Here is a 21,432-nt window from a genome sequence, read left to right as displayed (position 1 = left end):
GCGATGGACAACTGGAACACGCTGCTGGCCGTCCTGCTCCTGCTGGCTGACGTGCTGGCGATCCTCCACGTCTGGCGCCAATCGATCGAAACCGGGCGCAAGGTGGTCTGGAGCCTGGTCATCCTGCTGTTGCCGGTGGTCGGGTTGATCATGTGGGCGATCGCCGCGGCGCCCTTTGGCAAGGTGCGACTCTAAGGCGTGCCGCTCGTGCGCGCTTCAGGGGTACGTGGGGTCGCATAGTCCTGCCAGATGTGGACGGCCGCATAGGCGCGCCACGGCCGCCACGCTTCGGCACGTGCGGCCAAAGCCTTGGCGCTGATGCCGGTGGCACCCCACAGCGGGCCCTTGAGCAGGCCGAGATCGCCTGCGGGAAAGGCATCGGCCGCCCCGAAACCACGTAGCGCGATGTATTCGGCCGTCCATGGGCCGATGCCGGGCAGTTCGCACAAACGTCGCACCAGCGCCTCGGCGCCATCTTCCACATGCAGACCCAGAGCACCTTCGGCTACCGCTGCCGCCAGGCGCCGCAACGCCTGCACCCGCTTGAGCGGCATGCCGATGCGCTCGAGCGGGTCTTCAGCGATGGCCTGCGGGGTAGGAAACAATACAGACAGCCCGGGCGGTCCGTCTGCCAGCGGCTCGCCCAGGCGTTCCAGCAGGCGCCGGGTGATGGTCACCGCGGCCTTGACCGTCACCTGCTGGCCGACGATGGCCCGCACCGCCTGCTCGAACGGATCGAACGCGGCCGGCAGGCGCAGTCCGGGATTGGCCGCCACCCGTGGCCCCAGCAGAGGATCGGCAGCGAAATGCTCAGCGATGGCGCGCGGATCGGCATCGAGGTCGAACATCTTGCGCACCTTTTCGACGAGCGGTGGCCGATATGGCTGCAGCCGCTCGCTGCAGGTCAGTTCCAGCGCTGGCTGTTCGGTCAGCGGCCGCACGCTGAACCAACCCTCGACGCCGCCCAGGCGCAGGCTGCGGCTGTAGCGATCCACCTCGAGATGTTCGACGCCGGGCAACAGCCGCAGGGCGAAATGCTGCTGGAACTGCTGCCAGTCCCACGGCGCGAGGTAGGGCAACAACAGCGGTGCGGACATGCGGATACTCCTGGCTATGACGGTGCGTGCCCGGCGGGACGGTCGCTCTGCCCACCCTAGCCGGCGGCGCGTCGCTTGTCGTTCCAACGTGTGCTTTCGAACCTGATGGTTTCCGCTGTCACGAAGGCCAACGTAGAATTCCGGTCCTTTTCGTGGGTGGCACTGCTGTGCCGCCCGTCACGCCAACCCGCTACGGACCGTCGATGCGCTGTACGCTCGACGACCAACCAAGGGGACTCCCATGAGCGAATTCCAGGAAACTCTCTACGAGGGATACGGCCAGCGCCTGCAGATGGATCGTCTGCTGCACGAAGTACGCAGCGAGCAACAACACCTGGTCATCTTCGAGAATGCCCGCATGGGCCGTGTGATGGCGCTCGATGGCGTCATCCGTACCGCCGAGGCGGATGACTTCATTGGCCACGAAATGCTCGCGCATGTGCCGATCTTCGCCCACGGGCTGGCGCGCCGCGTGCTGATCATCGGCGGTGACGACGGCGGCATCCTGCGCGAGGTTGCGCGTCATCGCGATATCGAAAGCATCACCCTGCTCGGGACCGACCCGGTCGTGGTGGCGCTGTGCCGGGAGTTTCTGCCGAATCATTCGGCCGGTGCCTTCGACGATCCGCGGCTGCAGATATCGAATGACGATGTCCTGCGGTTTCTCGCCACCACCGAACAGCGCTTCGACGTCATTCTTGGCGCATCCACGGCGGGTGAGGTCCTCTCTTCGGAGGAGTTCTACCAGGCCAGCCGGCGCTGCCTGAACGACGACGGAATCCTGGTGGTGCGCACCGGCGTGCCGTTCATGCAGCTGGGCGAACTGCAGTCCGCCGCCAAGCGCATGCAGGGCCTGTTTGCCGACTGGCACTTCTACCAGGCTGCCGCACCGACCTGCATTGGCGGGGCGCTGGCGTTCGCCTGGGGTGCATGCAGCGTGGAGAGCCGCAAGCTGCCGCTGGAAACCCTGGCGCAGCGCTTTGCCGGCAGCGGCATCGTCACCCGTTACTACAATCCGCACATTCACGTCGGCGCATTCGCGCTGCCGCAGTACGTCCTGCAGGCGATCGGCAAGCCAAGCAACGACTGACGTCTCGCGCCCGCCGCCCGGCGGGCGCTGCCGTTCATGCCGGAAAAAAAGCCCATGGCATGAACACCCCCGGCATCCCATACTCAGATCAGGTGAGGGCGGTGAGACCCACGTGCCCACCTGCCGAAGCGTTTTCCGTCCATCGATCGAGAGGAGGTTGAATCATGAGTACCACCTTCCACGAGGATGTCAGCAGCAACGTTCTTCGCCAGATGAAAGAAGGCGGCTTCGATTTCACCCGGGTTCATCCCATCGAGTTCTATGCGGTCTTCGAGGACCGCGATGGTGCCCACGCGGCCGCGCGCAACTTTCGCGGCGAATCCATCAATGCGCAGATCCTGCCGCGCGAGGACGGCACCTGGAATCTGCAGGTCAGCAAGGTCATGTACGCCACCTTCGACAGCATCGGCAACTTCGAGCAGGACCTGGAGGAGCTGGTGGAGCCACTTGGAGGTGTGCTCGACGGCTGGGGCGTGACCCAGGAACTCGGCGGCGGCGGTTTCTAAGCACGCCTGTCGGCGTTCAGCTTCGCAGCAATCCACTCTGCAGCGCCTGGTCCCACGGTGGGACCGGGCCGAAGCGCTCCTTGAGAAATTCCAGCAGCAGGCGCGTGCGCGAGTCAGCTTCGCGGGTCAGGCGCAGCGCATAGATGCCACTGGCTTCCGGTCGCGGCAGCCCGCGCGTGCAAAACAGCGGCAACAACTCGCCACGCAGCAGGTATTCGCTGATCAACCAGGTCGGCAAGTGGGCGATGCCCAGCCCCGCGAGCACCCCGGACAGCAGCGCCTCGGCGTTGTTGGCGACCATGCGCAGGCGTCGCGGGCGGAACAGCCTGGCTTCACCATCCTGCTCGAAACGCCAGGCATGCGGTGGCGCCAGCGCATCCCAGTCGAGGCCGTCGTGGCCGGGCAACTCGTGCGGTTGCGTGGGCGTGCCGCGCCGCTGCAGGTACTCCGGGCTGGCGCAGGCGATGCGCACCATCGGCGCCAGTGGCGTGGCCACCAGACGGGTGTCGGCCAGTGGGCCGATGCGCAGCACTAGATCGACCTTGCCCAGATGCTCACCATGCAGGTCGATGAAGCTGTCGATCAGGCGTAACTGCACATCCACACCGGGATAGGCGCAGAGAAAGTCGGCGAGCGCCGGGGCCAGATGGCGACGGCCGAACGGCGTCGGTGCGTCGATGCGGATCAGCCCTTCGGGCGTGGCGTCCAGTGCGCTGGCTTCGGCGCGGGCCAGTTGCAGTTCGCGCACGATGCGCCGAGCGCGCTCGGCGAAGGCCTGGGCGGCGGGCGTGCTGCGGATGCCGTGCGTGCTGCGGCTGAACAGCGTACAGCCCAGCGAGTGCTCCAGCGCATCGATGCGCCGCGCGACGGAGGACGGTGTCAAACCGTGCAGGCGCGCGGCGGCGGAGAAATTGCCGGCTTCCAGCACGTCGAGGAACAGACGCAGTTGATCGGCGAAGGAGTGTGGCTGCATTGGCGATCCTCTGTTTTGCGATATGCGCAAAGCCATTGTGCGCGGCTGTGCGTATCGAGGCCAGGCGCACAGCCTTACCATTGCGTTTTTCGACGGAGCGACGCCGTGCCTGTATTCGATATCGGCTTGAACGTACTGCTTGGGCTGGCGCTCGGTGCGCTCGGTGGTTTGTTCGGCATCGGCGGCGGGCTGATCGCGATCCCGGTGCTCGGCGTGCTGTTCGGCCTGGATCAGCAACTCGCACAGGGCACGGCATTGGTGATGGTGGTGCCGAACGTGCTGCTGGCGATCTGGCGTTACCACCAGCGCAACCGCATCGACTTCCGCCACGCGGCGGCGCTTGCGCTGCCGAGCTTCTGCTTCGCCATCTTCGGCGCGGCATTGGCCGTATCGCTGGATGCCAGCCGCATGCGCCTGGCCTTCGTCGGCTTCCTCTTCGCGTTGGCGGCCCACACGCTGCTGCGGGCGTTTCGCCGTACCGCGCCGGGTAACGGACAACTGCGTCATCCCTGGCCGTGGCTCGGTGTGCTGGGCGCAGGTGCCGGCGCGCTCGGCGGCCTGTTCGGTGTCGGTGGTGCGGTGCTGGCGACGCCGGTGCTGACCAGCGTGTTCGGCACCAGTCAGGTTGTTGCCCAGGGGCTGTCGCTGTCGCTGGCGGCGCCGAGTACCGGCGTCACGCTGGCAACCTATGCGCTGCACGGACAGGTCGACTGGATGCTCGGGTTGCCGCTGGCGGTCGGCGGTCTGCTCAGCATCAGCCTCGGCGTGCGGCTGGCGCACGCCTTGCCGGAGCGTCTGCTGCGCGTGCTGTTCAGCGGCTTCCTGGTGGTCAGCGGCGTACTGCTGGCACTGGAAGCCTGAGGTGTCCGCCGGCCGCGTCTGTGCCGCGCGGCTGCCGCCGGTTGCGGCGCTGGGGTAACATCGCCGCCTTCTCAGGTTGCGGTCCGTAGTCATGGATCAGTCGTCGCCACTTGCCCTGTACCGGCAAGCCATCGCCCGTGAGGGTTTCGTCAGTGATGCCGCCCAGCTGCGCGCCGTCGATCTGCTGCAGCACTGCCATGAGCAGGTGCACGCGGGCGAGGTGCCGGGCGGTGTCTACCTGTGGGGGCCGGTAGGGCGCGGCAAGACCTGGCTGATGGACATGTTCCATACCAGCTTGCGCGTATCGGCGCGGCGTCAGCATTTTCATCACTTCATGCGCTGGGTGCACATGCGCCTGTTCCAGCTCAACGGAACGGCCGATCCACTGCAGGCGCTGGCCCGTGAGTTGGCCGGCGAGGTGCGGGTGCTGTGCTTCGACGAGCTGTTCGTCGGCGACATCGGCGACGCGATCATTCTCGGACGGCTGTTCCGGGTGATGTTCGAGGAAGGCGTGGTCATCGTCGCGACGTCCAATCAGCCGCCGGATCAGCTGTACGCCGATGGCTACAACCGTGAGCGCTTTCTGCCGGCGATCGAGGCCATCGAGCGCCACATGCATGTCGTCGACGTGGATGGCGGTGCGGATCATCGCCTGCGTCCCGGCGCGGCGTTGCAGCGTTACTGGGTCGCCGCGCCGGATGCGCTGCAGCGAGCCTTCGCGGGTCTGGCCGAAGGCGAGGGCAGCGCCGCGCCGCTGGAACTCGGCCATCGTCTGTTGCAGGTGAAGCGGCGTAGCGACAGGGTGCTCTGGTGTCGTTTCGCCGAACTGTGCGAGCAGCCGTTCTCCGCGCTGGATTTCATCGAACTGTGCGATCGCCACGAGGCGATCCTGCTCGATGGTGTGCCCCAGCTGGGCGGCGTGCAACGCGAGGGACGCATCGCCCGCGGCACCGAGGACGCGGTCACGCAGGTCAAGGCCGGCGACCGCCAGCTACCGCGGCTGGCCGCGCATGACGATGCGGTGCGGCGCTTCATCGCGCTGGTGGACGAGTGCTACGACCGCCGCGTGCCGCTGTACATCGAGGCGCAGGTGGCGCTTGAGGATCTGTACGTCGAGGGCTACCTGGCCTTCGCCTTCCGCCGCACGCTCAGCCGCTTGCGCGAGATGCAGTTGCGGCGCTTCGGTTGAATCAGTCGCGGTAGAACACTTGCACCAGGTGGTAGCCGAATTGGCTTTTCACCGGCCCGTGCACCTCGCGCAGTGGCTTCTTGAAGATCACCTGATCGATGCTGCGCACCATCTGCCCCGGGCGCACCTCGCCGAGGTCGCCGCCTTTCTTGCCGGACGGGCAGGTGGAGTACTTGCGCGCCAGCACGTCGAATGCCTCGCCATTGGCGATGCGCTTCTTCAGCTGCGCAGCTTCCGCTTCGGTCTTGACCAGAATGTGGCGCGCCATGGCTTTGGGCATTGCGAGGGTACTCGGGTTGCGGGGCTGGCGATTGTAGTGCGCTGGCCGCGGATGTCGACCGGCGCGTTGGCTGCATGAACGATGGGCGGTAGTTTCGCCCGCGCCGCGGATACCGCCACCATCACCCTGTCCAGCGCATTAGGGGTGAACACATGACGGCGAGCGCTCGCGAACCGACCCTGGTGGTGATGGGCGTCAGCGGCTGCGGCAAGACGCAGACCAGCCGGGCGCTCGCCGCTGAGCTGGGCGTGCGCTATATCGAGGCGGATGACTTCCATCCGGCGGAAAACCTTGCGCAGATGCGCGCCGGCCTGCCGCTGACCGATGCCCAGCGTATCGGCTGGCTGCAGGCGCTGGGCGATGAAATGCGGCGGGCCGTCGATGATGGCTGCGGCTTCGTGCTGGCCTGCTCGGCGCTCAGGCGCGGCTATCGCCAGGTGCTGCGCGATGCGGTGCCCGGGCTGCACTTCGTCCATCTGGTCGTCGACCCGGAAACGGCACGCCAGCGGGTTGGCGCTCGGGTCGGACATTTCATGCCGGGCAGCCTGGTCGACAGCCAGTTCGCCACGCTCGAATCGCCCGCCGGCGAACCCGGCGTGCTGAGCGTGGACGCTCGCCAGCCGCCCGAGGAGGTGCGTCAGCGGATCATCGACTGGCTGCGCGGCGAAGGCTCGATGCTGGCTGCTAGGCCGGCACGTCCTGACGCGCGCTGATCTGCTGGGCGATCTCGATCATCTGTTCGCGCATCCAGCGGTTGGCCGGGTCCTGATCGGTGCTTTCGTGCCAGTAGATGTGGGTCTCCAGCGGCGCGATTTCCACCGGCAGATCGGCCTGATGCAGGTTGTGGCGGCGGGCGAAACGTTCCGGCACGGTGACCACCATGTCGGTCTGTTCGATCACCTGGGTCGCCATCAGGTAGTGCTGCGAGCGCAGGGCGATCTTGCGCTGCAGGCCCATCTTGCCCAGCGCCAGGTCGACCAGACCCAGACCGCTGCGGCGGCTGGAAATATGCACGTGCGACAGCCCCAAGTACTGCTCCAGGCTCAGCTTGTCCTTGGCCAGCGGATGGCCGGGGCGCATCGCGCAGATGTAGCGGTCCTCCAGCAGACGCACGTGGCGTACCTGCGGGTCGGTGTTGAGCGGGGCGTCCATGGCGAAATCCAGGCGGCCGGCGGCCAGTTCCTTGGTCGTCTCGCGGCGCTTGGCCAGCATGCTCTCGATCTTCACGTTCGGCGCCAGGCGGCGCAGGCGCTGGAACAGCGGCGGCAGCATCACGGCCTCGGTGAGGTCGGTCATGCTGATGCGAAACACCTTGTTCGCCTGCGCCGGATTGAAGGTGCGGCTCTCCTGCACCGATACCCGCAACAACTGCAGGGCGTTGCGTACCGGGCCGATGATGTTCTGCGCCATCGGCGTGGGCACCATGCCCTGCGCGGTGCGTACGAACAGCGGATCGTTGAAGGTCTCGCGCAGGCGGGCGAGGGCGTTGGACACGGCGGGCTGGGTGATGCCGACGATCTGCCCGGCGCGAGTCAGATTGGCCTCGGTGTAGATGGCATCGAAGACGATGAACAGATTCAGATCGACCTTGTTCAGGTTCATTGTTGTGCTCTCCGGCGTGTATCGGAATTCGCCGATCATATATCGGTGATGAATGTTTATATACGAGGAAAATAGCTTAGATAAATCTCAGGGCCTCCTCTAGCATCCAAAACTACAAAACATTACCTGCCAGAAGGTTGTCGCCCATGGATTTCGCCTACTCCCCGAAGGTTCAAGAGCTGAGAGAGCGCGTGCAGGCGTTCATGGACGCTCACGTCTACCCCGCCGAAAAAGTTTTCTATCAGCAGGTCGCCGAAGGTAATCGCTGGCAACCGACCGCCATCGTCGAGGAGCTCAAGGCCAAGGCGCGGGCGGAAGGGCTGTGGAACCTGTTCCTGCCGGATTCCGAGCTGGGCTTCGGGCTGACCAATCTGGAATACGCGCCGCTCGCCGAGATCATGGGCAGCTCGGGTCTCGGCCCAGAGGCCTTCAACTGTTCCGCGCCGGATACCGGCAACATGGAGGTGCTGGTGCGCTACGGCAGCGAGGCGCAGAAGCGCCAATGGCTGCAGCCGCTGCTCGCCGGCGAGATCCGCTCCTGCTTCGGCATGACCGAACCGGGCGTGGCCTCCTCGGACGCCACCAACATGCAGGCCCGCGCAGTGCGCGAGGGCGACGAGTGGGTGATCAACGGCCGTAAGTGGTGGACCTCAGGCGCCAACGACCCGCGCTGCAAGATCATGATCTTCATGGGCCTGACCAACCCGGAAGCCCCGCGCCATGCGCAGCATTCGATGATTCTGGTGCCGATGGACGCGCCGGGCGTCACCGTGCTGCGCCACCTGCCGGTGTTCGGCTACGACGACGCGCCGCATGGCCACGCCGAGGTGCTGCTGGAGAACGTGCGGGTGCCTTATGAGAACGTGCTGCTCGGCGAGGGGCGCGGCTTCGAGATCGCCCAGGGTCGCCTCGGGCCGGGACGCATCCACCACTGCATGCGCTCGATCGGCGTCGCCGAACGGGCGTTGAAACTGATGTGCGAGCGCTCGGTGGCGCGCACGGCGTTCGGCAAGCCGCTGGCGCGACTGGGCGGCAACCTCGATCACATCGCCGATTCGCGCATCGAGATCAACATGGCGCGGCTGCTGACGCTCAACGCCGCACACATGATGGACACGGTCGGCAACAAGGTCGCCGCCAGCGAGATCGCGCAGATCAAGGTGGTGGCACCGAATGTGGCGCTGAAGGTAATCGACCGCGCTATCCAGATGCACGGCGGTGCGGGGGTCTCCGACGATTTCCCGCTGGCCTACTGGTACGCCGGACAGCGCACGCTGCGCCTGGCCGACGGTCCGGATGAGGTGCATCGCGCTTCGATCGGCAAGCACGAGCTGGGCAAGTACGTGCCGCGGGAACTGCTGCGCGGCCATTGATCGAGCAAGCAACCTGTCGAACGGGCCTTGCACTGGCGTGCCGGGCCCGTTCGCGTTCAATAGACCCAGATTTCCACCCGGCGATTCTTCACCCGGCCGCTGCCTTCATTCGAAGCCACGGGAAGTTCGGCGCCCATCCCATTGATATCCCTGAAATAGACGTCGAAACGGTTCAGCTCGCGGCGCACCGTCATGGCGCGCAGTTTGGACAGCAGCGCGGCGCGCGCCGGATCGCTCTGTGCATCGCCGAATCCAACCAGTACCGCGCTGTGGGTGAGCTTGCCGTGGCTGCGCAGGTAGTCGACCACCCGTGCGAGATCGCGCTGTGCCTTGTTGTCCAGCTGCGCGCTGCCGGCCTCGAAGCGGAAATTCACGGTCAGCCGGCGCGCCTCGTTGGCCAGCTGCTGGTAGAAGGCCGGCATGTCGGCCTGCGGCACCTGCTTGACCGCCTCGACATGCTGCGCGATGTAGCCGGATTGCTCGACGATGCGCTGGCCGGCGATGCTGTGGATGAACTCGATGTAGGCCTGCGTCCAGGGCGTCTGGTCACTGGGGCGGGCATACAGGAACAAGCGGCGCGACAGCGGATAGTCCTCGGTCGCGACCAGCGCGCTGTGCGGCGGCATCGGCTGCGACTGGCCGTCGGCAATCGCCAGTGCCTTGGCCTTGCCCAGCGAGGCGAGGCCGGTGAAGCCGATCGCGCCGGGGTTCATGCTCACGGCGCGGGCCAGATCGTCGTTGGATTCGTAGCGCCGGGCACGTTCGGCGAGGGTCTTGCCCTGGCGCGCCAGGACCAGTTCGTTGAAGGTGTCCCAGGTGCCGGAGCGGCTGTCGCGGGCATGCAGTTGCACGGTCAGATCCGGCCCGCCCAGCTCGCGCCAATTGGCGATCTCGCCAGCGAACAGGCCGGCCAGCTGCGCGGTGTTCAAGGACTGCACGGGATTGTCCGGGTGCACCACGATGGCCAGGCCGTCGATCGCGATGACCTGTTCGGCCTGGGCGCTGCGCATGTCGCCTAGGGCGGCAAGCTCGTCGCGCTCGCTACTCTTGATTGGCCGCGAGGCCGCTGCCAGATCGCCGCTGCCGTCTTTCAGGCCGGCGAAGCCGGTGCCCGTGCCATGCGCCGCCACCGTCGCCTGCACGGGTTCGCCCGCCGAAGTGCTGGCGACGATGCGCTGTTCGTTCTCCACCCCGGTCGGCTCGATGCGCACATCTTTCAGGCCCTGGGCCTCGAACAGGCCGGCGATCAGCATCGGCGCGAGCCTGGCGCCCACGGTGTTGGAGCCGTGAATCCGCAGCACTGGGCTGCCGTCGTCCGCCACCGGCAGTTCGCCGACGGCGTGCAACGAAACGCTGCAACCGAGACCGAGCACAAGCAGTGACAACGCCCGTCTGCATAACCCGCCCAGCACCACCCGTGATGTCATCGCGCTACCTCCCCTGTGAAGGCCGCGAGATTAAGTCAGTTGGATGACTGAAATATGACAGCGGGCGCTCTACGACGCGGGCTGTGAGCCATGTGGCAGTTGCGCGGTCAGAGGCTTGACGCCGCGTCGAAACGCGGCGGAGGCATCAGGCGCAGTCGATCCACACCGGGCAGTGGTCGGACGGCTTGTCCATCGCGCGGATGTCGTAATCCACGCCGCAGTCGCGGACCCGCGCGTGCAGCGGCGCGGTGGTGAGGATGTAATCGATGCGCAGGCCACGTCGCGGATCGTCTTCGAAGCCGCGGCTGCGGTAGTCGAACCAGCTGAAGCGGTCGGTGACGGCCGGGTTGAGTGTGCGGAAGCTGTCCTGCAGGCCCCAGGCCTTGAGACGCCCGAGCCACTCGCGCTCCTCGGGCAGGAAGCTGCACTTGCCGGTACGCAGCCAGCGCTTGGCGTTCACCTCGCCGATGCCGATGTCGCAATCTTCCGGCGAGATATTGAAGTCGCCCATCAGCGCCAGCGCCTCGCCCGGCGTGAAGCGCTGTTCGAGCAGCGCCAGCAGGTCCGCGTAGAACTTGCTCTTAGCGGGAAATTTGACCGGATGCGCGCGGCTTTCGCCCTGCGGGAAATAGCCGTTCATGACCGTCACCGGCTGGCCGCTGGCGTCGGCGAAGCGGCCCCAGATGAAGCGCTTCTGCGAATCCTCACCGTCGTCGGGAAAGCCCTTGTGGATTTCCAGCGGCGCCTGGCGCGAGAGCAGGGCGACGCCGTAGTGTCCCTTCTGCCCATGAAAATGCACGTGGTAGCCGAGCGCCTCGATGTCCGCCTGGGGGAATTGCTCGTCGGCGACTTTGGTTTCCTGCAGGCCGATGACATCCGGCTGGTGACGGTCGATCAGCGCCGCCAGCTGGTGCGGTCGCGCGCGAAGACCATTGATGTTGAACGAGACGATTTTCATGAGCAGAGCAGGTTCCGGCGAAAAAACGCAGAGTTTAACAGGCGTTTTGAGCCTGTCAGGCCTCGCCGGGCCCGCCAGCGAGCGTGTGCCGGCCAGTCGCAACCGACCGGAAAGCCTGCAATGGCCCGACGCCAGTGCTAACGTGCTTCTCAACCGCACGACAAGAGAGCCGACCATGACGGATACGTTGGAAATCAGGACGTTGGACAGCGGCTACGCCCGCGAAGCCCGTTCCCTGCTGTACCACGCCTACCGCCACGACCCTACCTTCGCCTACCTGTTCGACGTCGATCGCCCCGGCTACGACCAGCGTGTGCGCGCCACGGTGCGCGAGCTGGTCAACCAGCACTTCCTGCAGGACCAACCGGCGCTGGGCCTGTTTCTCGAGGACCGGCTGATCGGCGTGGCGCTGATCGCGCCGCCGCAGCGCCGCCTGGACGTCACCGAAAGCTGGGTCTGGCGCCTGCGCATGCTGCTGACCGCCGGCCTGCGCTGCACCCGGTGCTATCTCGACTACCACGCCACGGTGCTGAGCTGCCTGCCGCCCGGCGCGTTCCATGTGCTGCCGCTGCTGGGCGTGCATCCGCAGTTTCAGGGCCGGCGCTACGGCGAGCGGCTGCTCGAAGCGCTGCACAACTGGTGCGCCGACGATCCGGCTTCCGAAGGGCTGGTTATCGACACCGGTAACGCGCGCTACCTCAACTTCTACGAGCGCCAGGGCTACGAGGAAATCGGCCAGGTCGCGATCGGCCCGGTGATCGAGCACGTGTTCTTCCACCCCGCACCGCAGCGCGTCACCGCGTCCGATCCCATCGTCGAGTGAATTGTCGTGCGGTTTCGCCGGTCTCATCCGGCGAAACCACCACGCTGCCGTCCATGTCCGCCGTCCCGCCATATGCCGCATGCGAGAGCGTGCGGTGCTAGCATTCCTGTCCATGCCGATCTCGATCAGACGCAGCATCGCCTGCGCCGTCCTTCTCTGTCTGACCTGCGCCAGCGCCTGGGCAGCGGAACTGGACGTGCGGCTGGAGCCGGACAACCGCACGCTGCGCCAGAACGTCGAGAACTACATCGGTGCGCTGGGCGAGCGTGACGAGCGCGAACTGCTGCGCTACAGCCGCATCGCCCATCGCCAGGCGGAAAAGGCCTTGCAGGCGCTCGGCTATTACCAGGCGCAGATCGACAGTCAGGTACAGGGCGGCGAGACGCCGCGGCTGATCCTGCGCATCCAGCCCGGCGAGCCGGTGCGTCTGCGCAACGTGCGTGTGCAGGTCGAGGGACCGGCGGCGCAGCAGGCGACGTTCCGTGTGCCGCAACGGCTGCACAGCGGCGAGGTGCTCGATCACGGGCGCTACGAAGAGACCAAGCAGCAGCTGCTGAACCAGGCCTCGCGCTACGGTTATTTCGATGGTCGCTTCAGCCGACAGCGCCTGGATATCGACCCTCGGCAGGGTTATGCCGATATCGATCTGGTATTCGACAGCGGCCCGCGCTATCGCCTCGGCGAGGTGGAGTTCGCCGGCGATACGCCTTTCGACGAGGACCTGCTGGCGCGCATGGTGCCGTTCGCCGCCGACACCCCCTACGATTCCGACCTGATCGCCGAACTGAACCGCGCGCTGCAATCGAGCGGCTATTTCGAGGGCGTACGGGTGGACGCCAACCCGGCCAGCGCGCGCACGCAGCGGATTCCCGTCGCCGTCCAGCTGACCACGCGCAAGCCGCGCACGATGGGCATCGGCCTGGGCTTTTCCACCGACGTCGGGCCGCGCGTGCGCTTGAACTGGACGCGCCACTGGGTCAACCCGCAGGGCCACAGCTACGGTGCGGAAACCGAGCTGTCGGCGCCGCGGCAGAACGTCGGTCTGTACTACGACGTGCCGCTGGACCCGCCACTGACCGACAAGCTGCGCTACGTCGCCGGCTACCAGTACGAAGAGCTGGCCGACACCGACAGCCTGAGCCGCCTGCTCAAGCTCGGGCCGGAATGGCACAGCGAGCTGCCCAGCGGCTGGCAGCGCGTGCTCTCGCTGAAATGGCAGCACGAGGAGTATCGCCTCGGCGACGATTCCGGCCTGAGCACGCTGTTGATGCCCGGCGTGGCCTACAGCTACCTGCGCAGCGACAGCCGCATCGATCCCAGCGAGGGTTATCGCCTGCAGTTCGAGCTGGCGGCCGCCAAGGACGGCGTGCTGTCGGATGCCAATCTGGTACACGCCAACGCCCAGCTGCGCGGCCTGACTACGCTCGGCAAACGCCATCGTCTGCTCGGCCGCGTGCAGCTGGGCGGCAACTGGACCGACGAGTACGTCAACGTGCCGCCGTCGCTGCGCTATTTCGCCGGTGGTGACCAGAGCGTGCGCGGTTACGACTATCAGAGCCTGTCGCCGACCAACTCCGACGGCGATCGCATCGGCGGCCGCTACCAGTTCGCCGCGAGCGCCGAATACCAGTATTCGATCGCCGAGCGCTGGCGTGTAGCGACCTTCGTCGACCAAGGCAATGCCTTCAACTCGCTGGACTTCCCGACGCTCAAGAGCAGCGTCGGCGTCGGCCTGCGCTGGGTGTCGCCGGTCGGACCGATTCGCATCGATCTGGCCCACCCGCTGGACGGCGATACTGGCGTGCGCCTGCATTTCTCGATGGGGCCGGAGCTGTGAAGCGTCTCGGCTGGTCGCTGCTTGCACTGCTGCTCCTGCTCAGCGTGGCGCTGGGCGGGCTGTTCGGCACCACCGCCGGTAGCCGCTGGCTGCTCCAGCGCGTGCCGGGGGTGCAGGTCGAGGGGTTTGCCGGCCATCTCGCGGGGCGCTGGCAGGCCGAGCGCTTGTTCTGGCAGCAGGGTGAGCAAGGCGTCGAGCTGCTCGCGCCGCGCTTCGCCTGGTCGCCGGGCTGCCTGTTGCGGCTGACGCTGTGCATCGACGAGCTGGTTGCCGAAGACGTGCAGTTGCATTTTCCGCCGGGCGCCGAAGATACCGACAGCACGCCGTTCAGCCTGCCGGACATTCAATTGCCACTGGCGCTGCGCGTGGAGCGCATTGAACTCGGCCGTGTTCGGCTGAACGACGTCGAACAAGTGCAGGGCCTGCAGCTACGCGCCGACTGGCGAGGCGAGGGGCTGGATATCCAGGCGCTGCACCTGCGCCGCGCCGATGGCGAGCTGCAGCTCAGTGGACGCCTGCAACCGAGCGGCGCCTGGCCATTGGCGCTGGTTGGCGAGGCGCAGCTCGGCCTGATCGAAGGGCAGCCGTGGACGCTGGCGCTGCGCCTCGATGGTGAATTGCGCGACCGGCTGGCGCTCGCCGTCGACAGCCGCGGCTATCTCGACGGCACGCTCAGCGGCTACCTGCAACCGCTGGCCGAGCACCTGCCGGCGACCCTGCGCCTGCAGGCCGAGGGCTTTCGCGCCACACCGGAACTGCCCGACCGCCTGCGCCTGGACGCCGTCGAACTGACCGCCAGCGGCGACCTGCAGGACGGCTATCGGCTGCTCGGTAACGCCGAATTGCCGGGTGAGGGCGGGGTGGTGCGACTGGCGCTGGACGGTCTGGTCAAGGCCAGCGGCGCGACACTCGAGGTGCTCGAACTGGATGCTGGCGACGGGCAGTACGTGCGCCTCGCCGGCCAGCTCGACTGGCAGCAGGCGCTGGCCGGCGAGGCGAACCTGGCCTGGCGCAACTTTCCCTGGCAGCGACTCTACCCGCTGGCAGAGCCGCCACCGGTCAGCCTGCGTGAGCTGGACGCTCAGCTGCAGTACGACGATGGCGCCTACCTTGGTCACTTCGAGTCGGCGCTGAGCGGTCCGGCCGGCGATTTCAGCCTGGACAGCCCGCTCAGTGGCAACCTTGAAGTGGTACACCTGCCGCAGCTGCAACTGCGCGCTGGGCAGGGTGCCGCTACCGGCAGCCTGAGCGTCGGTTTCGCTGATGGCGTCGACTGGAAGGCCAACCTGCAACTGAGCGAGCTGGACCCGGCGTATTGGCTGGCGCAGCTGCCCGGCCAGCTCGGCGGTACGCTCAGGAGCCGTGGCGCACTGCGCGACGAAACGCTGCAGGCCGAGGCGGAGCTGGACCTTGCCGGCCAGCTGCGCGGCCAGTCGAGCCAGCTGCAACTCTCGGCGGCCGGGCAGGGCCCGAGCTGGGACGTCCCGCGCCTCGACTTGCGCGTCGGGGCCAATCGTATTCATGGCTCCGGGCGCTGGAGCGAGAAGCTGGACGGCGAACTGAGTGTGCAACTGCCGCGTCTGGCACAGCTCTGGCCCGGGCTCCGGGGCCAGCTCGACGGTCTGGTGCAACTGGCCGGCACCGCGGTCGCGCCACAGGGTTCGGCGCGGCTGAACGGACGGGCATTGGCTTATCAGGCCAACCGGGTGGAGCGCCTGCGTCTCGATGCGGCGCTTGGCGAAGGCGAACGGGCGACGCTGCGGCTGGTCGCCGACGCGCTGCAGCTGAGCGACAACGACATGGGCAAGCTGCAGCTCGATGCCAGCGGCACGCGCGCGCGTCATCAGGCTGAGCTACGGCTCGATGGGCCGACGCTGGATCTCGCCGCCGCGCTCGACGGCAGCCTGCAGGATGCCGACTGGCAAGGCCGCCTGCTGCGCGCGACGCTCCAGGCCCATGAACAGCGCTGGGCCTTGCAGAGCCCGGCGGCGATCCGCCGGAGCGCCGATGGCCGCGTGGAGCTGGGCGCACACTGCTGGCTGGACGCCCCGGCATCGCTCTGCGCCGAGGAGCAGCGGCTGCTGCCGGAACCGCAACTGCGTTACCGGCTGCGTGATTTCCCGCTGGATAGTCTCGCCGGCTTCTTCCCCGAGGATTTTGCCTGGCAGGGCGAGCTGAACGCCGATCTGCACCTGGATCTGCCGGCCGCCGGGCCGAACGGCGAGCTGCGCATCGACGCCGGCGCCGGTGTGCTGCGCCTGCGCGAGGGAGAGGCCTGGCACGATTTTCCGTACCGCACGCTGACGCTCGACAGCCGCCTGCGGCCCGAGCGCATCGACAGTCAGCTGCGCTTCGATGGCGGCGAGCTGGGTGAAGTGGACGTCAGCACGCGCATCGATCCGCGCCGTGCGCTCAAGCCGCTGGAGGGCGAGTTCCGCCTGCGTGGCCTCGATCTGGCGGTCGCGCGACCGTTCGCGCCGATGGTCGAACGCCTGCAAGGCGAACTGAACGGCAGCGGACGGCTGGCGGGCAGCCTGCAGGAGCCCGAGCTACAAGGGGAGTTGCGCCTGAGCGGCGGCGAGGTTGCCGGCAGCGAACTGCCCGTGACGCTGGAGCAATTGCAGGCACGTCTGCTGATCGATGGTCAGCGGCTGCGGATCGACGGCGACTGGCGCAGCGGCGAGCAGGGGCGTGGTGCGTTGAGCGGCACGCTGGACTGGCACGCCGCGCCGGACCTCGATCTGCGCCTGACTGGCGAACGCCTGCCGGTGGTGGTCGAGCCCTATGCCGATCTGGAAGTCGATCCCGCGCTGCGTATCAGTCTGGCGGACAAGCAGCTGGCGATCACCGGAACGGTGCGCGTCCCGCGTGGCGCGATCACGGTGCGCGAGCTGCCACCGGCGACGGTCAAGGTTTCCGAGGACGCACGCATCGTCGGTACCGAGCAGGCGCCGGCGCAGACGCCGCTGGCAGTGAAGATGGACATCGACGTGGAGGTCGGCCAGGAGCGCCTGCGCTTCGCAGGCTTCGGTCTCACCGCGGATCTTGCCGGCCGTCTGCACATTGGTGACAACCTCGATGCCCGCGGCGAGCTGAATCTGAACAACGGCCGCTATCGCGCCTACGGCCAGCGCCTGACCATCCGTCGCGCGCAGCTGCTGTTCACCGGCGTGCTCACCCAGCCGTATCTGGATATCGAGGCGATCCGCACCGTTCAGGCGCATGACGTGGTGGCCGGCCTGCGCATCACCGGCAGCGCCGAGCAGCCCCGAGTGGACGTCTTCTCCGAGCCGGCGATGAGTCAGGAGCAGGCGTTGTCCTATCTCGTGCTCGGCCGGCCGCTGGGTGCCGACAGCGGCGACAGCAACCTGCTGGCCCAGGCCGCGCTGGGGCTCGGGCTGGCCGGCAGTGCCTCGATCACCGGCGGACTGGCGCAGCGCCTGGGGATCGAGGAATTCCAGCTCGATACCGAAGGCAGCGGCGCCGCCACCAGTGTGGTCGCCAGCGGCCGGCTGTCCGAGCGCCTGACGCTGCGTTACGGAGTCGGGGTGTTCGAACCTTCCAATACCATCGCGCTGCGCTATCAGTTGACCCGGCGCCTGTTCCTCGAGGCGGCGAGCGGTCTGGCCAGTTCGCTCGATCTGTTCTATCGGCGCGATTTCTGAGCGGAGGCGTTGTCGTACTCAGTCCGGGGCGCCCGTTCGACGCCCGTCCAGATTGGTGCTCGTCAGTGATTACGATCCTGACCGTCTAGTCTGGATCGGACTGTCGAAAAATCGCCAAAGCAGCGTGATTCAAGACTCGCAGCGATATCGTGCGGTGCTAGCATTTGCGTCGTCTCGCAAGCCTTCTGGGACCTCGCCGCGCCGATGATCGGCACCGGACGGTCGCGTAATCCAAGGCTCCCGCTCAAGAACAAAAGGTGCATCGAATGGAATTCCTGCAAAACCTGGTCAATGACGTAAACGCTTTCATCTGGGGACCGCCGATGCTGGTGCTGATCCTCGGTACCGGCCTGATCCTGATGGTGATGCTCAAGTTCATGCCGCTGCTGCGTATCGGCACCGGCTTCGCTCTGCTGTGGCGCGGCCGCAGCCGGGGCGCCGACGAAAGCGGTGAGATCACCCCGTTCCAGGCGCTGATGACCGCGCTGGCCGCGACGGTGGGCACCGGCAATATCGCCGGCGTGGCCACCGCGATCTTCCTCGGCGGCCCCGGTGCGTTGTTCTGGATGTGGTGCACGGCGCTGGTGGGCATGGCCACCAAGTACTGCGAGGTGGTGCTGGCCGTGCATTACCGCGAGAAGGACAGCCGCGGCGAACACGTCGGCGGACCGATGTATGCGATCAAGAACGGCCTGGGCAAGAAGTGGGTCTGGCTCGGCACGGCGTTCGCCATCTTCGGTGGCCTGGCGGGCTTCGGCATCGGCAACATGGTGCAGGTCAACAGCATGGCGCATGCGCTGGAAACCACCTTCGCGGTGCCGCTGTGGGTCACCGGCGTTGCGACGATGGTGATCGTCGGCCTGGTGATTCTCGGCGGCATCCGTCGGATCGGCGTGGTTGCCGCTTCGCTGGTGCCGTTCATGTGCGCGGCCTACATCATCGCTGCCATCGTGGTGCTGGTGGTCAACGCCGAGGCGCTGCCGGCGACGTTCGAGTTGATCTTCACCCACGCCTTCACGCCGATCGCCGCGACTGGCGGCTTTGCCGGTGCGGCAGTGATGGCGGCGATCCGTTTCGGCGTAGCGCGCGGCATCTTCTCCAACGAGGCCGGGCTGGGTACGGCCGGTATCGCTCAGGCGGCGGGTACCACCTCCAGTTCGGTACGCTCGGGGCTGATCGGCATGCTCGGCACCTTCATCGATACCATCATCGTCTGCTCCATGACCGGCCTGGCGATCATCTGCACCGGCGTCTGGACCAGCGGCGAGAGCGGCTCGGCATTGTCCGCGGCGGCATTCGAGTCGGCCATGCCGGGTGTCGGCGGGATCATCCTCACGCTGTCGCTGGTGGTCTTTGCCTTCACCACCATCCTGGGCTGGAGCTACTTCGGCGAGAAGTGCTGGGAGTTCCTGGTCGGCACCAAGGCGATCCTGCCGTTCCGGGTGATCTGGGTAGTTGCCGTGCCGTTCGGCGCCATCGCCCAGCTGGATTTCGCCTGGCTGTTGGCCGACACGCTGAACGGCTTGATGGCCATCCCCAACCTGATTTCGCTCTTGCTGCTGAGCCCGGTAGTGCTCAAGCTGACCCGGGAATATTTCGCGCGCCGCTGAGGCCGCGTGTCCGTTGTCTGTCCTGCCGCGCGGCGTGTCCGCGCGGTACGGTTTCACCTATGCGTGTCTATCAAAAAAAGGAACAATCCATGAGCGAAGTGACCCTGCACGGTACCCCCATCCAGGTGGCCGGCGACTTTCCGCAAACCGGCCAGCAGGCCAAGGCATTCCGCCTCGTCGGCAACGATCTGGCCGATGTCGAACTGGGCAGCTTTTCCGGCAAGCGCAAGGTGTTGAACATCTTCCCGAGCATCGATACGCCGACCTGCGCGACCTCGGTGCGCACCTTCAACGCCAAGGCCAATGCGCTGCAGAACACCGTGGTGCTGTGCATCTCGGCGGACCTGCCGTTCGCGCAGAAGCGCTTCTGCGGCGCCGAGGGGCTGGAGAACGTGGTGAACCTGTCCACCATGCGTGGTGCCGAGTTCCTCGTCGATTACGGCGTGGCGATTGCCAACGGCCCGCTGGCGGGTGTCGCCGCACGGGCGGTAGTCGTGCTCGATGAGCAGGATCGCGTGCTGCACAGCGAGCTGGTCCGCGAAATCGGCCAGGAGCCGGACTACAACGCCGCGCTCGCAGTACTCGGCTAATAGCTGTTCATGACGGATGCCGTGCAACGCGGCGTCCGTTCTCTTTCTGACGACATAAAACCAGCGACCACACCGACGCCGCCTGTCGCGCTCAATTGGTAGGCCGCTGCGCTAGCGGCTAGCGTTCCCCCCGTTACCATCGATTCGGATGGTGCCCAGGCCCGCGTAGTGGCAAAACACGATTAATCTGCCAGCCAGCAAAATCTTTTTGCCCCACAGCGGTCATAGAGCTGATTGCCAAAGAATGGATTCACTTTATGCCCACCTCGCACGTAAAAAAGATTGGTGTCAGCGGTACCGGGATGATCGCCAGGGGTTTTATTCGGCTGATCAAGCAGCACTATCAAGACATGGAAATCTCGCGTGTCCTCACGCGACGACCGCTCGCCACACTGACCGATTTTCCTCTTGCCGAGCGACTCACCAATTCGCTCGATGAGCTCATCGACCATTGCGATCTGCTGGTCGAATGCAGCGGTGACGTGTTCCACGGCACGGAGGTGATCGAGCGGGCATTCCAGGCCGGATTGCCGGTGGTGACGGTGAACGCGGAACTGCAGGTCACCACGGGTTCCTACCTGGCCGGCAAGGGCTTTCTCACCGAAGCCGAAGGCGACCAGCCCGGCTCGCTTGCGGCGCTGCATGAAGATGCGCTGCAGATGGGATTCCAGCCGCTGGTCTACGGCAACATGAAAGGCTATCTGAACCATGATCCGTCGCCCGAGGACATGGCTTACTGGGCCAATCGCCAGGGCATCAGCATCGACCAGACGACGTCCTTCACCGACGGCACCAAGGTGCAGATCGAACAGGTGATCGTCGGCAACGGCCTGGGTGCCACCATCACCCGTCAGGGCCTGGAGGGCCTGGCGTCGACCAATCTGGACGACAGCGCCAGCCTGCTCGGCATGATGGCCGAGCGCCTCGGCCAGCCGATCGTCGATTACGTGGTGCCATCCGGCTATGCCGCTGGCGGCGTGTTCCTGGTTTGCCGGCACGACGCCGAACAAGCGCCGGCGATCGAGTACTTCAAGCTCGGCCGCGGGCCGTACTACACGCTGGTGCGGCCGTTCCATCTGTGTTCGCTGGAAGTCGGCAAGACGGTACGGCGGGTACTCGCCGGTGGCGGGGTGCTGCTGAACAACTCGACCGCGCCGACGCTGGGCGTGGCGGCCATTGCCAAGCGTGCGATGAAGCCGGGCGAGCTGATCGAGCGCGGCATCGGTGGTTTCCAGTTCCGTGGCGAGGCGATCAAGCTCGACCAGCATCCCAACCACGTGCCCATCGGCCTGCTGCGCAAGACCGCGCTGCGCCGGGCGGTGGAGCCGGGGCAGATCATCACCTTCGACGACATCGATATCCTGCCCAGTCGTGCGCTGGATATCGTGATGGAGCAGCGCCGCGCGCCGGTCAAGTCGACGCCAGAGTGGGATGCATCGCTGCTGCCGCCCATGGGCATGGTCGCCATCGGCGGCTGAAACACCGCTGACTAGTGGAAGGCCGCCGCGAGCGGCCTTCTGCGTTCTGGTGTTCGCGCTGGTTATCGGGCTT

Annotated in this window: 18 protein-coding genes and 1 pseudogene; 13 read left to right on the top strand and 6 right to left on the bottom strand. The window is 66.4% G+C overall.

Translation table 11 applies throughout. The annotated features are described in order from the left end of the window. The first annotated feature begins 3 nt into the window (after positions 1 to 3). Positions 4 to 195 carry a PLDc N-terminal domain-containing protein gene (locus AC0ZJQ_RS10005; RefSeq protein WP_165594420.1) on the top strand — a complete coding sequence of 64 codons (192 nt, stop codon included), beginning with the start codon at positions 4 to 6 and terminating at the stop codon, positions 193 to 195. On the opposite strand, the gene AC0ZJQ_RS10000 is transcribed toward AC0ZJQ_RS10005, so the two are convergent. Next, complete coding sequence (locus AC0ZJQ_RS10000; RefSeq protein ID WP_476476583.1) at positions 192 to 1,097, bottom strand: DNA-3-methyladenine glycosylase family protein; 906 nt, start codon at positions 1,095 to 1,097, stop codon at positions 192 to 194. The two genes, AC0ZJQ_RS10005 and AC0ZJQ_RS10000, sit on opposite strands and share 4 nt — an antisense overlap. A 241-nt stretch (positions 1,098 to 1,338) precedes the next feature. Here AC0ZJQ_RS10000 and speE point away from each other — a divergent pair, with 241 nt between their 5' ends. After that, a complete protein-coding gene (gene speE, locus AC0ZJQ_RS09995; protein ID WP_476476582.1) occupies positions 1,339 to 2,187 on the top strand; it encodes a polyamine aminopropyltransferase in 849 nt (282 codons plus the stop codon). Positions 2,188 to 2,351: 164 nt separating this feature from the next. Then, the gene (locus AC0ZJQ_RS09990; protein WP_237263577.1) at positions 2,352 to 2,693 is read left to right on the top strand and encodes a ribonuclease E inhibitor RraB; all 342 of its coding nucleotides are present in this window, start codon (positions 2,352 to 2,354) and stop codon (positions 2,691 to 2,693) included. A 16-nt stretch (positions 2,694 to 2,709) separates the two neighbouring features. Here AC0ZJQ_RS09990 and AC0ZJQ_RS09985 read toward each other — a convergent pair whose 3' ends face one another. Then, on the bottom strand, positions 2,710 to 3,666 hold the full coding sequence (locus AC0ZJQ_RS09985; RefSeq protein WP_476476581.1) for a LysR family transcriptional regulator: 957 nt from the start codon (positions 3,664 to 3,666) through the stop codon (positions 2,710 to 2,712). Positions 3,667 to 3,771: 105 nt separating this feature from the next. Between AC0ZJQ_RS09985 and AC0ZJQ_RS09980 the strand changes: the two genes are divergently transcribed. Together AC0ZJQ_RS09980 and zapE are read left to right on the top strand one after the other, a co-directional pair. After that, positions 3,772 to 4,527: a sulfite exporter TauE/SafE family protein gene (locus tag AC0ZJQ_RS09980; RefSeq protein WP_008567140.1), complete on the top strand. Its 756-nt coding sequence runs from the start codon at positions 3,772 to 3,774 to the stop codon at positions 4,525 to 4,527. A gap of 91 nt (positions 4,528 to 4,618) precedes the next feature. Beyond that, positions 4,619 to 5,716, top strand: coding sequence for a cell division protein ZapE (gene zapE / locus AC0ZJQ_RS09975; RefSeq protein WP_165594418.1), 1,098 nt, complete (start codon positions 4,619 to 4,621; stop codon positions 5,714 to 5,716). A 1-nt stretch (position 5,717) separates the two neighbouring features. On the opposite strand, the gene AC0ZJQ_RS09970 is transcribed toward zapE, so the two are convergent. Continuing rightward, positions 5,718 to 5,996, bottom strand: a complete 279-nt coding sequence (locus AC0ZJQ_RS09970) for a peptidylprolyl isomerase (protein WP_003289747.1) — start codon at positions 5,994 to 5,996, stop codon at positions 5,718 to 5,720. Between the two features lie 188 nt (positions 5,997 to 6,184). Here AC0ZJQ_RS09970 and AC0ZJQ_RS09965 point away from each other — a divergent pair. Beyond that, a pseudogene (locus AC0ZJQ_RS09965) lies at positions 6,185 to 6,661 on the top strand (gluconokinase); the annotation flags it as partial. A 19-nt stretch (positions 6,662 to 6,680) separates the two neighbouring features. On the opposite strand, the gene AC0ZJQ_RS09960 reads toward AC0ZJQ_RS09965, so the two are convergent. Continuing rightward, a complete protein-coding gene (locus AC0ZJQ_RS09960; protein WP_008567145.1) occupies positions 6,681 to 7,598 on the bottom strand; it encodes a LysR family transcriptional regulator in 918 nt (305 codons plus the stop codon). 146 nt (positions 7,599 to 7,744) lie between these two features. Between AC0ZJQ_RS09960 and AC0ZJQ_RS09955 the strand changes: the two genes are divergently transcribed. Then, positions 7,745 to 8,971, top strand: a complete 1,227-nt coding sequence (locus AC0ZJQ_RS09955; protein ID WP_054094783.1) for an acyl-CoA dehydrogenase — start codon at positions 7,745 to 7,747, stop codon at positions 8,969 to 8,971. A 56-nt stretch (positions 8,972 to 9,027) separates the two neighbouring features. Here the strand turns inward: AC0ZJQ_RS09955 and AC0ZJQ_RS09950 are convergent, their stop codons facing one another. Further along, a complete protein-coding gene (locus tag AC0ZJQ_RS09950; RefSeq protein ID WP_051018661.1) occupies positions 9,028 to 10,398 on the bottom strand; it encodes a phosphate ABC transporter substrate-binding/OmpA family protein in 1,371 nt (456 codons plus the stop codon). A 145-nt stretch (positions 10,399 to 10,543) separates the two neighbouring features. Then, on the bottom strand, positions 10,544 to 11,356 hold the full coding sequence (xthA, locus tag AC0ZJQ_RS09945; protein WP_008567148.1) for an exodeoxyribonuclease III: 813 nt from the start codon (positions 11,354 to 11,356) through the stop codon (positions 10,544 to 10,546). A gap of 175 nt (positions 11,357 to 11,531) precedes the next feature. On the opposite strand from xthA, the gene AC0ZJQ_RS09940 reads away from it, so the two are divergent. The 6 genes from AC0ZJQ_RS09940 to AC0ZJQ_RS09915 all read left to right on the top strand — a co-directional run bounded on the left by AC0ZJQ_RS09940 (position 11,532) and on the right by AC0ZJQ_RS09915 (position 21,359). Continuing rightward, entirely contained in the window at positions 11,532 to 12,179 is a 648-nt protein-coding gene (locus tag AC0ZJQ_RS09940; protein WP_008567149.1) for a GNAT family N-acetyltransferase, read from the top strand. 112 nt (positions 12,180 to 12,291) lie between these two features. Continuing rightward, positions 12,292 to 14,016 (top strand): autotransporter assembly complex protein TamA, encoded by a 1,725-nt coding sequence (locus AC0ZJQ_RS09935; protein WP_008567150.1) that lies wholly within the window; start codon positions 12,292 to 12,294, stop codon positions 14,014 to 14,016. Beyond that, positions 14,013 to 17,681, top strand: coding sequence for a translocation/assembly module TamB domain-containing protein (locus AC0ZJQ_RS09930; protein WP_178091726.1), 3,669 nt, complete (start codon positions 14,013 to 14,015; stop codon positions 17,679 to 17,681). The genes AC0ZJQ_RS09935 and AC0ZJQ_RS09930 overlap by 4 nt, the downstream gene beginning before the upstream one ends. Before the next feature lie 266 nt (positions 17,682 to 17,947). Further along, positions 17,948 to 19,291, top strand: coding sequence for an alanine/glycine:cation symporter family protein (locus tag AC0ZJQ_RS09925; protein ID WP_155551877.1), 1,344 nt, complete (start codon positions 17,948 to 17,950; stop codon positions 19,289 to 19,291). Between the two features lie 89 nt (positions 19,292 to 19,380). After that, positions 19,381 to 19,881, top strand: a complete 501-nt coding sequence (tpx, locus tag AC0ZJQ_RS09920; RefSeq protein ID WP_476476580.1) for a thiol peroxidase — start codon at positions 19,381 to 19,383, stop codon at positions 19,879 to 19,881. Between the two features lie 302 nt (positions 19,882 to 20,183). After that, complete coding sequence (locus tag AC0ZJQ_RS09915; protein ID WP_165594577.1) at positions 20,184 to 21,359, top strand: NAD(P)-dependent oxidoreductase; 1,176 nt, start codon at positions 20,184 to 20,186, stop codon at positions 21,357 to 21,359. The last annotated feature ends 73 nt before the right edge of the window (positions 21,360 to 21,432 follow it).

Source organism: Stutzerimonas sp. 21-1 (assembly GCF_056336065.1).
Note: the sequence above shows the minus strand (reverse complement) of the source record. Positions and strands in the feature narration are given on the sequence as shown.